The 13,583-nt window shown below is 32.9% G+C and carries 13 protein-coding genes, 1 tRNA gene, 1 other RNA gene and 1 pseudogene; 14 read left to right on the forward strand and 2 right to left on the reverse strand.

The features are described 5' to 3' along the window. From ACU68W_RS03150 to ACU68W_RS03160, 3 genes and pseudogenes are all read left to right on the forward strand, one after another. On the forward strand, nt 1–628 hold a 628-nt coding region (locus tag ACU68W_RS03150; protein ID WP_446756108.1), incomplete at its 5' end, for a hypothetical protein. Between the two features lie 183 nt (nt 629–811). Beyond that, nucleotides 812–2,046 (forward strand): annotated as a pseudogene (locus tag ACU68W_RS03155) (IS256 family transposase). 190 nt (nt 2,047–2,236) lie between these two features. Next, on the forward strand, nt 2,237–2,317 hold the full coding sequence (locus tag ACU68W_RS03160) for an IS3 family transposase (RefSeq protein ID WP_094223267.1): 81 nt from the start codon (nt 2,237–2,239) through the stop codon (nt 2,315–2,317). A gap of 281 nt (nt 2,318–2,598) precedes the next feature. Here the strand turns inward: ACU68W_RS03160 and ACU68W_RS03165 are convergent, their stop codons facing one another. Beyond that, nucleotides 2,599–3,759: an iron-containing alcohol dehydrogenase gene (locus tag ACU68W_RS03165; RefSeq protein WP_002840542.1), complete on the reverse strand. Its 1,161-nt coding sequence runs from the start codon at nt 3,757–3,759 to the stop codon at nt 2,599–2,601. A 228-nt stretch (nt 3,760–3,987) separates the two neighbouring features. On the opposite strand from ACU68W_RS03165, the gene ACU68W_RS03170 reads away from it, so the two are divergent. Then, nucleotides 3,988–4,320, forward strand: a complete 333-nt coding sequence (locus ACU68W_RS03170) for a hypothetical protein (protein WP_094223208.1) — start codon at nt 3,988–3,990, stop codon at nt 4,318–4,320. Between the two features lie 240 nt (nt 4,321–4,560). Here the strand turns inward: ACU68W_RS03170 and ssrA are convergent. Continuing rightward, nucleotides 4,561–4,922: a transfer-messenger RNA gene (gene ssrA / locus ACU68W_RS03175) on the reverse strand. 106 nt (nt 4,923–5,028) lie between these two features. Here ssrA and rpiB point away from each other — a divergent pair. The 10 genes from rpiB to ACU68W_RS03225 all read left to right on the forward strand — a co-directional run bounded on the left by rpiB (nt 5,029) and on the right by ACU68W_RS03225 (nt 13,579). Then, nucleotides 5,029–5,481: a ribose 5-phosphate isomerase B gene (gene rpiB / locus ACU68W_RS03180; RefSeq protein ID WP_002841275.1), complete on the forward strand. Its 453-nt coding sequence runs from the start codon at nt 5,029–5,031 to the stop codon at nt 5,479–5,481. Nucleotide 5,482: 1 nt separating this feature from the next. Then, nucleotides 5,483–8,110 (forward strand): DNA polymerase I, encoded by a 2,628-nt coding sequence (gene polA, locus ACU68W_RS03185; RefSeq protein WP_094223209.1) that lies wholly within the window; start codon nt 5,483–5,485, stop codon nt 8,108–8,110. After that, the gene (gene coaE, locus ACU68W_RS03190; protein WP_242427973.1) at nt 8,097–8,705 is read left to right on the forward strand and encodes a dephospho-CoA kinase; all 609 of its coding nucleotides are present in this window, start codon (nt 8,097–8,099) and stop codon (nt 8,703–8,705) included. The genes polA and coaE overlap by 14 nt, the downstream gene beginning before the upstream one ends. After that, the gene (locus ACU68W_RS03195; RefSeq protein WP_094223210.1) at nt 8,702–9,343 is read left to right on the forward strand and encodes a lytic transglycosylase domain-containing protein; all 642 of its coding nucleotides are present in this window, start codon (nt 8,702–8,704) and stop codon (nt 9,341–9,343) included. The genes coaE and ACU68W_RS03195 overlap by 4 nt, the downstream gene beginning before the upstream one ends. 28 nt (nt 9,344–9,371) lie before the next feature. Beyond that, nucleotides 9,372–9,457, forward strand: a tRNA-Leu gene (locus ACU68W_RS03200). Nucleotides 9,458–9,485: 28 nt separating this feature from the next. Beyond that, complete coding sequence (gene rsxC / locus ACU68W_RS03205) at nt 9,486–10,814, forward strand: electron transport complex subunit RsxC (protein WP_002841223.1); 1,329 nt, start codon at nt 9,486–9,488, stop codon at nt 10,812–10,814. 3 nt (nt 10,815–10,817) lie between these two features. Further along, complete coding sequence (locus ACU68W_RS03210) at nt 10,818–11,789, forward strand: RnfABCDGE type electron transport complex subunit D (protein ID WP_094223211.1); 972 nt, start codon at nt 10,818–10,820, stop codon at nt 11,787–11,789. Next, the gene (locus ACU68W_RS03215; protein ID WP_094223212.1) at nt 11,786–12,358 is read left to right on the forward strand and encodes an FMN-binding protein; all 573 of its coding nucleotides are present in this window, start codon (nt 11,786–11,788) and stop codon (nt 12,356–12,358) included. Before ACU68W_RS03210 ends, ACU68W_RS03215 begins: the two co-directional genes overlap by 4 nt. Nucleotides 12,359–12,368: 10 nt before the next feature. Further along, on the forward strand, nt 12,369–12,998 hold the full coding sequence (rsxE, locus tag ACU68W_RS03220; protein ID WP_094205309.1) for an electron transport complex subunit RsxE: 630 nt from the start codon (nt 12,369–12,371) through the stop codon (nt 12,996–12,998). After that, nucleotides 12,998–13,579, forward strand: coding sequence for an electron transport complex protein RnfA (locus ACU68W_RS03225; protein WP_094223213.1), 582 nt, complete (start codon nt 12,998–13,000; stop codon nt 13,577–13,579). Before rsxE ends, ACU68W_RS03225 begins: the two co-directional genes overlap by 1 nt. Nucleotides 13,580–13,583: the final 4 nt, after the last annotated feature.

Below are 13,583 nucleotides of genomic sequence, written 5' to 3' on the forward strand. Positions count from 1 at the left end.
TTTAGCTAATGATACTGAAGTTAAAATTTCTGATGATAAAAAAAATAGCTCTGAAAGCAAAAATAATGTTAATGTTGATAAGTCTGAAACAAATGAAAAAGAAGAAATAAAGACTAGTAAATCTTCATTCGATATTAATAAGAAAAAGGAAACGTCTCAAGAAAATACTTGCCAACCAAAAGAAACAGAAGATTCAACAGACGTATCAAGTGACGATAATTCAAATCAATCGGATTTAGCTAATGATACTGAAGTTAAAATTTCTGATGATAAAAAAAATAGCTCTGAAAGCAAAAATAATGTTAATGTTGATAAGTCTGAAACAAATGAAAAAGAAGAAATAAAGACTAGTAAATCTTCAAACAAAAAGAACGACAAAGCTTATAAATTAGGTGAAAAAGACTCCGTTACAACAGTTGAAATCAACAAGACTACTGACAAAACAAATTCACCTAATAAAATTGATAAAAGCAGAAATATTAAAGGTAATGCGATTAGAAAAAATCAGCATATATTACCAAAAGCTGGGAATATTAGCGAAATCTTAATGATGTCGGCAGCAGGATTTATGTCAGTAGCAGGTGCATTCTTTGGATTTAAGAAAAAAGACAAAAACGAAGAGAAATAATAGTATAGCAATACAAAAGTTTTAGTTTTTAAGATTAAAAGAGTGTGAGATAATTTGCGTATCAACTCTTACCAGAGACTGTGAAATAGTTTGTGTATAGAATCCTCCTGATATAATAGTAATCAGGAGGATTTTAAAATGCCAAGAAAAAGACCAGAAACAAGACTCAACAAAATATCCAAGATGTTAATTGAAGAATATCAACCAGAAACAGTACAAGATTTACAAGAAGCTTTGAAAGATCTTCTAGGAGACACAATGGAACAAATGTTAAAAGCAGAGTTAGATGAACATCTAGATTATGAATATGGTGAAAAACCACTGTCATTAAACACAAGAAATGGATCAAGTAAAAAAACAGTTAAATCATCATACGGAAACATAGACCTAAACATCCCACGAGACAGAGAAGGATCCTTTGAGCCACAAGCATTGAAAAAATATCAAAAAGACATATCAAACATAGAAAACCAAATAATATCTATGTATGCAAAAGGAATACCCTCGCCTAATAATATCATAAACTCATTTCATTCGTTGGATATTATTGGCTGGGGCAGGCCCTGACAACAAGAGACATATCAACACACATAAAAGAAATCTATGGATTTGGAATATCAGAATCCATGGTAAGCAAAATAACAAATAAAATACTACCAACTATTTAAGAATGGCAAAATAGGCCACTAGAAAAAGTATATCCATTTGTATTTTTAGATGCAATACACTATCATGTAAGAGAAAATAACATAGTAGTAAAAAAAGCAGTATATATAGCACTAGGATACAATACAGAAGGATACAAAGAAATACTTGGAATGTGGGTAGGAGAAAATGAATCAAGTAAATACTGGCTATTGGTATTAAATCAATTAAAAGAACGAGGATTAGAAGATATATTAATAGTCTCAACAGATAATTTATCAGGATTTAGCCAAGCAATAGAAAGTGTATATCCAAAAACAGAAATTCAAAAATGCGTAATTCATCAAATAAGAAATTCAACAAAATTCGTATCATATAGAGATATAAAAGAGCTAATGAAAGACTTAAAAACAGTATACAAAGCATCAACAGAAAAACTAATACTAAGTAATCTAGATATATTTGAAGAAAAATGGGGCAAAAAATACCCAATGTGTGTAAATTCATGGAGAAACAATTGGGCTGAATTAGCAACGTATTTCAAATATCCAGAAGGAATAAGAAAACTAATATATACAACAAATAGCATAGAAAACTTTAATAGACAACTTAGAAAAGTAACAAAAAACAAAACAATATTTCCAAGCGACTACGCCCTACAAAAAAGCTTGTATCTAGCGATGGTAGATGCTTCAAGTAAATGGATGAGTAGAATAAGAGGATGGGATCAAATATTGTCACAATTATCAATATTTTTTGAAGGCAGAATCTAAATTTTGCCATAAAGATAATAAAAAAGGTAGATTTTGAAAAATCTTGACCTTTTAGTTTAATTGTGCCAAAATTATGTTACAAATATCTGAACTTTCAGATTTTAGTAATAAAAGTATATTTTAAAAAAATATCAGCTCACAACCTATCAGGAGGATCTGATATACAAAACTTTTCACATACCCAAAATATATTAAATGGTACAATGAAGATAGGATTAAAACAAAATTAAACGGAATGTCCCCTGTTATGTACAGATTACATTACGCTTAAAATATTATTAAATTATTCCGTGTTTACGGGTTCAGGTCATAGTTTTTTTCTTCTAATTTCTTTATTTTTTATTTTAATTGTGCCTGTGTTAATGAATTATCTTCTAAATTTTTCTGATAAATATTTATATGATATGCTAGATTTTAAATATTCTTTTGCTACTTTTACTTTAAATTATGTTCTATATTTTGCCATTAAAAACTGACCTCCTTAAGTTAGTTTTTAGGTCAAACTTTTGAGGTCAGTTCAGATTTTATACATAAATTATTTTGCTATTAAATTTATTCTGTTATATCTTCGCCGTTGTAAGCGTGAGTATATATCATTTTTACTATTTCTGGATTTGATTCACGTGGATTTGTCAAAGTACATGGATCTTCGTAAGCATTCTTGCTCATTTCATCCAATACAGCGTCAAATTTTTCTTTGTTAAATCCGAATTTTTCTTCAACTTCTTTCAATGTTGGTGGAATGCCAACTTTCTTAGCTAATTCTCTAACAGCAATTGGATAATCTTTTACGTTTAATTCTTTTTCAATCCAATCAACTTTATTAGTAGCTTTTCTGTTAAATTGTGTGATGTATGGAAGTAGAATTGCGTTAGCAAGTCCGTGAGTAATTCCAAATTCGCCACCAATTTTGTGTGCTAATGAGTGAACTAAACCAAGTGAAGCTGATGTAAATGCAATACCTGCCATTGTTGATGCATTATGCATTTTTTCACGAGCTTCCATGTCGTCTGGATTTTCGCAAGCTTTTGGTAAATATTCAAATACCAATTTCAATGCGTGAATTGCAAGTGCGTCAGTATAATCGTTAGCGATATTAGATACTAATGCTTCTGTAGCGTGTGCTACAACGTCCATACCAGTATTTGCTGTAACTGATTTTGGCATCTTAGATGGTAGAACAGGATCTACTATAGCGATGTCTGGAACAATGTGATCAGATACTAATGGATATTTGATGTGTTTTTCAGTATCAGTGATAACTGAGAATGCAGTAATTTCACTTGCAGTACCTGAAGTTGATGGTATACCAACGAATTTTGCTTTTTTACGAAGTTCTGGAAGAGATCCTGGTTCAATGATATCTTCGAATTTTAATTCAGGATGTTCATAAAAAGCCCACATGCATTTTGCAGCGTCCATTGCAGAACCGCCACCTAATGCGATTATCCAATCTGGTTGGAATTCTTGCATTTTCTTAGCGCCTTCTTCAACAGTTTTAACTGATGGATTTTCTTCAACGCCATCAAAAACACATACTTCCATATTTGCATTCTTCAATTCTTCACAAGCTCTATCTACGAAACCGTTTTTCTTCATAGAATTTCCACCTGTAACTATAATTGCTTTTTTACCTTTCAATTCACTTAATTTTGAAAAAGTTCCTTCTCCGAAATAAATGAAACCTGGAATATGAAGTACTCCGTTTGCCATAATAAATCACTCCTTTTGTAAGTTGTACAAAAACAATATGTTTCTGTTATAATAATATTATAACAATATTTGGATCGTTTAGTCAAATAAAAAACGAAATTTTTAACAGATAAATAGTATCATATTAAAGTGTTTTATCGTGATGAATAACAACGATATTTTAAAACGTAGTTTTATATTTTGGAAAGCGTTTCACAAAAATTTGGACAAATAAATAAGGAGAGTAAAATGTCAGAAGAAAACAAAACGAAAAATATAAAAAAGAAAATATGGATAATTTTAATAGTTGTACTTATTTTCTTGGCATCATGCAGCGCATTAGTTTTTAAATCAGCAGGATTCCAAAGATTTAAGAAAAATGTAAAAAGTGAGTACAGCGGTGGAATAAAACGAGAAATCATAATCTACAATGCAGAAGGAAAAGAAATTTTCAAAAAAGAAGGCAAATTCGATTTTACTTACGATGACAAATGCATTGAATACATCGACACGCAAACTAATTTAAAACACAACGTTTTTGCGGGAGATAATTCAACGGTAATTATTAATGAATTGAAATAATAAAATTTTGGTATTAAATTTTAGAAATAGAGAGTTTAGCGACTCTCTTTTTTTTATATTCAAAATCAGACTTGAATATGCAACAAACTGTATAAAATCAGTGCAGAAAAATTCTTACCGAAAGTTTTACCGAAAAATTTTGAAAAAACTTGAGATATTTAGGCAAAAATACTGATGTTTAAAAACAAAAAAGCCCATTTATCAACGTTTTGAGTTGTAATGAGCTAATTTAAAATTATATGGTGGAGATGAGGAGAATCGAACTCCTGTCCAAAAATATATCCCTAAGAACTTCTCCGAGTGCAGTCAATTAATTTTTATTCGTCGATCAAAATTTAACTGACAAAACTATGATCGATATATCCTCTTAAATAATCTCATATACCAGAGGAAAATATACGAGATGTTCCTGCTCATTAGTTGAGATTCAAAAAGAAAACGCAGGACGATTTTCTAGTTTTTGAATCGGCCGCCGTTATTAGGCAGCTAATGCGAAGTTATTATCTTCAGCGTTTATATTTAGTTGTCCCTTTTTAACGTTTGTAGACGAAAACGACTCGCTATTCAAACTTCAATATCCCTGTCGAAACCAAGACATCCCCATATTTTTACAACTATATTTTACCACAAAATGTGTAATTCTTCAAATAATTGATAAATATATGAACATATTATAAAATGTAGGTAATAATATATTTGGAGGTTTTTATGAAAATAGCAATAGCAGCCGATCACGGTGGATTTGAATTAAAAGATTCAATGGTTGAATATATAAAAAGTTTGGGAAATGAAGTTGTGGATTTGGGAACAAATTCAGCAGATTCAGTAGATTATCCAGATTATGCAAAGAAAGTTTGCGAAGAAATCCAAAAAGGAAATTCTGATTTGGGAATTTTGATTTGTGGAACAGGTATTGGCATGAGCTTGGCTGCGAACAAATTCGAAGGAATAAGAGCGGCTTGTGTGTCTGATGTGTACAGTGCGAAAATGAGCAGAAACCACAATAATGCAAATGTGCTTTGTATCGGAGCGCGTGTAATTGGAGATGAGGTTGCTAAACTTATCATCAAAACTTTCTTGGAAAATGAATTCGAAGCTGGTCGTCACCAAAGAAGAGTTGACAAGATAATGGCTTTCGAAAAAGAAAACAAGGGATTATAAAATGTCAAAAAAAGCTTTAATTATTGACGGTTCATCTCTTTTATTCAGAGGTTTTTATGCTATCAGAGATTTGACAACAAAAGATGGAATTCACACTAATGGTGTGTTTGGATTTATGAATATGTATTATTCTGTTATGGGAAAAATCAATCCAGATCTTGTAGTTGTGTGTTTTGATAGAAAAGAACCAACTTTCAGACACGAAAAATATTCTGAATACAAGGGAAATCGTCAAGAAACTCCAGAAGAATTAATCGGCCAATTCGATATGTTAAAAGAATTGTTGAAAGCGATGGGGGTTTCATACATTGATTTGAAAGGATATGAAGCAGACGACATCGCAGGAACATTGGCAAAACAAGCTTCATCAAAAGATTACGATGTGTATTTGTTGACTGGTGACAAGGATTATTTGCAACTTATTGACGACAACACAAAAGTTGTCCTTACAAAAAGAGGAATCACCGAAACAAAAATCTACGATGTAGATGCTTTGAAAGAAGAATACGGAATTACGCCTAAACAAATGATTGATTTGAAAGGTTTGATGGGAGATAAATCGGACAATATTCCAGGAATTGATGGAGTTGGAGAAAAGACTGCGCTTAAATACATTCAAAAATATGGAAGTATTGAAGGATTGTACGAGCATGTCGATGAAATTTCCGGCAAGAAAACTAAGCAAAAAGTCATTGATGGAGAAGACATTGCATATTTGAGTAGAGAACTTGGAACGATTAATACAGATGTTCCTGAAGATTTAATGGGATTTGGAATCGAGGATTGTACTATAAAAGAAGCTGACAATGATCATCTGATTGAAGTCCTTACTAAACTTGAATTCAACAGTTTTATCAAAAAACTTCCAAACGAAGAATCCAATGAAAAGTTCGAATATGAAAACTTAGATGGAAAAGTAGATGAAATTAAAGCTTATATTAAAGAGAACAAAAAGTTTACTTTTGCATTGTTCAATGATGATTATTATGTGGACAATGAGCCTGTGATTTTTGCTATTTACACTGACAAGGTGTACATTACAAGAAACGTAGATCTTGTAGAATTATTCAAGGAAGAATTCGAATCGAAAGATATCAACAAGCTTTCATTTGATATAAAACCATGTATTTATCATTTGATGCGATATGGTATTGACATTTCGTACAATTATGATGATGTCGTTATAATAGAATACTTGCTCGATCCATCCAAGACAAGTTATAGCATGGAAAGATCTGACCCTAAAGTTATCGGATATGATTTCAAGCCGCTTGAAGATATTACAGGAAAAGGCAAATCCAAGAAGACTATTTTGGAATCTGACGAGAAAGAAATCGACAATTACGTTGTGAAATACATGATGTTCACGAACAAATTATACGAAAAGATTTCGGAAATAGAAGAAGAAGATATGATGCATCTGTACAGAGATGTTGAAATTCCTTTGATAAAAGTGTTGTGCGACATGGAATTTACAGGAGTTTGTGTCAAAAAAGAAACTTTGGTTGAGATGGGAGAACTTTTCGAAGACGAGATAAAATCAATTGAAGACAGCGTTGAAGAACTTATCGGAAAGAAAATCAACATCAACTCATCAAAGCAATTGGCAGAAGTGTTGTTTGAAGATTTAGAGCTTCCTGTGATAAAAAAGAACAAGACAGGCCCATCGACAGACCAAGAAGTTTTGGAAGCTTTAAGTGGAAGACACGAAATCATCGACTACATTTTAAGATATCGAACAATTACGAAACTTAAAACAACATATATCGATGGAATGGTGGATTTAATCAAGGAAGACGGCAAAATCCACACGACTTTCCAACAAACTATCGCACAAACTGGAAGAATTAGCTCTACTAATCCTAACTTGCAAAATATTCCTATAAGAACTGAAGAAGGAAGATTAATTAGAAAAGCATTTGTTCCAAGCGAAGGAAATATGCTGTTGGATGCGGATTATTCACAAATTGAGCTTAGAGTGTTGGCTGATTTGGCAAATGATGAGGTTATGATTGATGCATTCAAGCATGGTGCAGACATTCACAGAAAAACTGCCAGCGAAGTGTTCAAGGTTGATTTTGATAAGGTAACATCACTTCAAAGATCCAACGCAAAGGCTGTAAACTTCGGTATTGTTTACGGAATTGGAGATTATTCTTTGAGTAAAGATTTGCACATAACTAGAAAAGAAGCCAAAGAATACATCGAAAATTATTTGGACACTTACAAAGGTATCAAACAATACATGGAAGATATAGTTGCAATTGGCAAGGAAAAAGGCTACGTTGAAACTATTATGAACAGAAGAAGATACATTCCAGAATTGAAATCCAAAAACTACAATGTTAGAAGTTTTGGGGAACGTGTGGCACTTAACACGCCAATCCAAGGATCAGCAGCGGATATCATCAAAGTTGCAATGGTCAAATTCTACAATAGATTGAACGAAGAAAAACTTAAAGCAAAATTGATTTTGCAGGTTCACGATGAGCTTATTGTTGATTGTCCAAAAGACGAACGAGAAAAAGTTCTTGAAATAATGAAAGATGTCATGACACATGCTGTTGATTTGAAAGTCGATATGAAGATTGATGTAAACAGTGCAGATAATTGGTATGATGCAAAATAAAAAAATCATCGTAGTTTGTGGAAATATCGCAAGCGGGAAAAGTACGGTGTGCAGAAGAATTAGAGAAAAAGGCTTTGTTGTAATAGATTTGGATGAGATTACTCACCAAATCTATGAGCAAGGTACAGATCTTTATTACAAGCTTATTGATGAGTTTGGAAAAGGAATTTTAGATGAAAATTCTGACATAGATAGAAAAAAACTTTCCAAACTTGTATTTAATTCAAAAACATTATTAAAAAAGCTTGAAGAATTGACACATACTGATATAATATTAAGAGTAGTAAAAAGAATTAAGAAGGAAAAGTCTGATTTGATTTTTCTAGAAATTTCTATGTATTTGGAAAGCAAAAATTTGGTTGACAAATATATCAACGTCGATGAAGATTGGGTAGTTGTAGCTGATAGGGACATTAGAATTCAAAGAATAATCGATAGAAACAACTTTGATTACGATACTGCGGTTACAAGAATTAATTCTCAGCTAGATTATGAGAAAAGAATTAATGAATTTGACGAAGTTATTGTAAACAACACGTCTGAATCAGATTTAATACTCAAAGTTGACGAACTAATAGATAGGAAAAAATTATGAAATTTATTAAAAGATTTTTAATCACGATTATTTCTATTATTGTGATTGTGTTTTTAGTTGGATTTGGCGTGAGCGCTTACTCTACAGTGACAAGGCCAGTTAAATATGTCGATTTAGTTAATACATACTCAAAAGAATACAACGTTGATCCACTTTTGGTTATGAGTGTCATTAAAGTTGAATCTAACTTTGATCCAAGTGTAAAATCAAAGGCTGGAGCTTTGGGGCTTATGCAATTGATGCCAGACACTGCTGAAAGTATTAACAATATGAGAAATACTTACTTTACAGTGGATGATTTGAAAAAACCTGACAAAAACATCGAAATGGGTACTGCATATTTATCGTACTTGTTGCATCATTTCAAAAACCACGATTTGGCGATTGCAGCTTACAATGGTGGGATAGGAAATGTAAAAGAATGGTTGTCGAACGAATCTTTTTCAAAAGATGGTCAAACTTTAGACGATATTCCATCTTCTGAGACGAAATATTACGTTGTAAAGGTTGAAAACCAATACAATATTTACAAAATTTTCTACGAAGATACTAAGCTAGAAGAAAATATGCACAAAAGTTTCAAGGTTTGGGCGAAAAACTACATTAAATTAATCAAAAATATTATTAATAAATATTAAAAGGCCTTTTTATAAAGGTCTTTATCACGCAGGGGTGGTGGAATGGTAGACACGCTGTCTTGAGGGGGCAGTGGGAGTAATCCCGTAAGAGTTCAAGTCTCTTTCTCTGCACCATTTTTTATTTTATTAAAGGGGTGAAAAAATGAGTTTAGAAAATCTGACTTTTAAAGGCGGATTTCACATGGATGACCATAAATCCTACACTCAAAATTGTCCTTTAGATACAAATTTTGAACCTAAAATGGTTTACATCCCATTGCATCAACACATTGGTGCGCCTTGTACACCTATAGTAAAAGTAGGCGACGAGGTTAAAGTGGGCCAAAAAATTGGTGAATCTAAAGCGACTATTTCAGCGCCTGTTCACAGTTCAGTTAGTGGAAAGGTTATGAAAATTGAGCAAATGGTATTGTCAAATGGTCAAAAGGGTGAAGTCGTAGTAATCGAATCAGACGGTTTAAACGAGTTAGGATACACTGAAACAAATGATGATTTTACACAATTATCAAAAGAAGTTATCCTAGAGAGAATAAAAGAAGCTGGTATAGTAGGTTTGGGTGGAGCAGGATTCCCTACACATCTTAAGATGAATAAAAAACCCGATGTAAAAATCGAGCAAGTTATCTTAAACGGGGCAGAATGTGAACCTTATTTAACTAGTGACCAACTTAACATGGAATTATATCCTCAAAAAGCTATCGGTGGATTGAAAATTATCATGAAATTGATGGATTGCGACAAAGGATACATAGGGGTTGAGGATAACAAACAAAAAGCTATCGGAATTTTGAAAAATGCCGCTAAGGATGAGAAAAATATTTCGATTTGCTCTGTTAAAACAAAATACCCACAAGGGGACGAAAGAAGACTTATCAATGCAATTACTGGTAAGAAGATTTCGAAAGCTCAAAGATCAAACGAAAGAGGAGTTCAAGGTTTGAATATTTCAAGTGCTATGGCGATTTACGATGCTGTAGTTCATAGTATTCCTTTGACTCATAGAATTGTGACAATGACAGGTTCAGCTATCAAAGAACCTAAAAATATATACGTTCCAGTAGGTACTAAATTCAAAGATTTAGTAGATTATTGCGACGGATTCAAAGAAACACCATATAAGATTGTAGTTGGTGGACCTATGATGGGTGCTTGCCAATACAATTTGGAAGCTCCAACTGTTAAAACAACAGGTGGAATTATTTGCATGAACGAAAAAGATGCAACTCTTGCTTCTCCAGAACCTTGTATTAAATGTGCTAAGTGCGTGGATGTATGTCCTATCGGCTTATTACCATTGTTCTTACAATTAAAATCATTGAATGGTGATTTTGAAGGAGCAGAAAAAATGCATTTGAATGATTGTATCGAATGTGGTACTTGCAGCTATATTTGTCCATCAAACAGACCATTAGTTGAAGCAATTGTACACGCAAAGACTCAATTAAAAGCACAACAAAGGAAAAGGGGATAGTCTATGGAAAATAAAGAAATTATACAAAAAGAATACGACTTATCTCATTTAATCGTAGAAGCTGCTCCTCATCAAAGAAGTGCAGTATCTATTCAAAGAATTATGCTTGATGTTATCATCGCTTTAATTCCTGCTTTGATAGTGAGTGTTTACGAATTCGGAATGAGAAGTTTAGTTTTGGTATTATCAGCAGTTATAGCTTGTGTATTATCAGAATATTGTTATCAAAAAATAATGAAACAACCTTCTACAATTAGCGATTTATCAGCTGTTGTAACAGGTATGCTTTTAGCTTACAACGTTCCAGTTACTTTGCCAATTCCAATGATCATCATAGGATCGGTATTTTCAATCATAATTGTAAAACAATTATTTGGAGGAATTGGTTCAAACTTCATGAACCCTGCATTAGCAGGACGTGCTTTCTTGATGGCAAGTTGGGCACAAGCAATGAGTAACTACACTGCTCCACTAACACAAAAAGCAGTGGACGCTGAAAGTTATGCGACAGTTTTATCAGGTGGTCAACCAGTTGGTTTTATGAATGCCATCATAGGACACATGGGTGGTACAATCGGGGAAGTAAGTGCAATAGCATTACTTATCGGTGTAGCTTATCTATTATACAGAAGAGTAATCAATCTTAGAATTCCATTAGTTTACATCGCAACAACATTTGTTACATTACTTGTTTGCGGCGTGGGAATTCAAGATGCTTGCATGAACATATTTATTGGTGGTTTAATCTTGGGTGCATTCTACATGGCTACAGATTATTCAACTAGTCCAGTTACTCCAAAAGGACAAATTATATTTGCAATTGGTTGTGGTTTCTTTACAGCGATCATAAGACAATTTGGTAACCTTCCAGAAGGTGTATCTTATGCGATAATCTTCATGAACTGTGCTGTACCATTTATCGATCAATATACAGTTCCAACACCAATTGGTAGAGGAGGTAAACAAGGAATATGAGAAGTTCAATAAATTTAGCTATTAGATTGTTCGTAATAACAGCAATAAGTGCGTTAGTGCTTGCATTTGCAAACCAAGTTACAGAACCGATTATCGAAGCTAAGAGATTAGAAAATTATAAAAAATCTTTGAAAGTAGCTTTTCCTGAAGCGGAATCTTTTAAACCACTTGATGAAGCAAAAATTAAAGATTTGAAAGCAAAAGACGAAAATTTAGATGACGTACAAGAAGCTATCAAAGGTGGAAAACCTGTAGGTCATGTATACAAAGCAATTGGAGCTGGTGGATATTCAGGAAATGTTGTTTTCGTAGTTGGTGTAGACAATGAGAACAAAATCGTTGGATATTCAATTCTTGAATCACAAGAAACTCCAGGAATTGGAAGTAGAATTGGAGATCCAGAATTCGTAGATTCAGTTATTGGGAAATCTATGGAAAAAGAAATATCAGCTGTGAAAAAACCTGAAGCTGACAACGAAATTCAAGCTCTAAGTGGTGCGACTTATTCCACTACAGCAGCCAAAAACGCATTGAACGTATCTCAAAAAGCTAATGCGGGATTAAAATAGGAGGGAAATTATGGAAAAAGGTAAAGCGGCTAAAGTTTTCAAAAGCAGCATTCTTAAGAACAACCCAGTTTTAATCCAATTGGTAGGTTTGTGTTCTGTACTGGGTGTATCAACATCTGTAGAAAATGCAATTGGTATGACTGCGGCGTTCGCATTTGTTTTGATTTGTTCAAACATAGTAATATCATTACTTAGAAATTTTATTCCGGATAAAGTAAGAATTCCGGCATATATAGTTGTAATCGCAACATTCGTAACATTAGTTTCAATGATGCTTCAAGCATTTGTTCCAGCATTATACACTTCATTAGGAGCATTCGTTCCTCTAATCGTTGTAAACTGTATAATCTTAGCGAGAGCCGAATCTTTCGCATCTAAAAATGGCGTATTCTTATCATTGTTAGATGGTATCTCAAATGCATTGGGATATGGTATTGTAATCGTATTGGTTGCATTCATCAGAGAGTTATTAGGTTCAGGAAAAATCTTAGGTAAACTTGTAATAGGAGATATTCCTCCAATTGGTATTATGTCAGCAGCTCCAGGAGCATTCATAGTACTTGGAATATTGTTAGCTACTTACAATTCTTTCTTATCAAGACAAGAAAGAAAGAAGAACAATATGAGAGGTGAAGACTAATGTTAGCAAATATATTTAAAATAATAGTTCTTTACTTATTAGTAAACAACTACATATTTGGTCAATTCTTAGGACTTTGCCCATTGATAGGTGTATCTTCAAAAACAGAAACAGCTATTGGTATGGGTATGGCAGTATTCTTTGTAATCACAATAGCATCTGTCGTTACTTACGTTCTACAAATTCAAATACTAGAAAGATTTCACATTGAATACTTACAAACGATAGTGTTCATATTGGTTATTGCGACATTGGTACAATTCGTAGAAATGGCATTAAAGAAAATGAGTCCAAACTTGTACTCCGCACTTGGTGTGTTTTTGCCTCTTATAACTACAAACTGTATAGTATTGGGTGTTGCATTAGCAAACGTAAAAGAAAAATACAACTTAATTGAAACATTAGCAAGTGCTATTGGTGCTTCACTAGGTTTCATTTTAGCGATAACTTTATTAGCTGCAATCAGAGAAAGAATCGCATTGAACAAAAATATTCCTGAAAGTTTTAAAGGTGTACCAATCGCATTTATTACTATTGGATTAATGGCGATGACATTCTTCGGATTCGGCGGATTGGTATAGGAGG

The sequence above is a fragment of the Finegoldia sp. P2-F-LR genome, assembly GCF_052932265.1.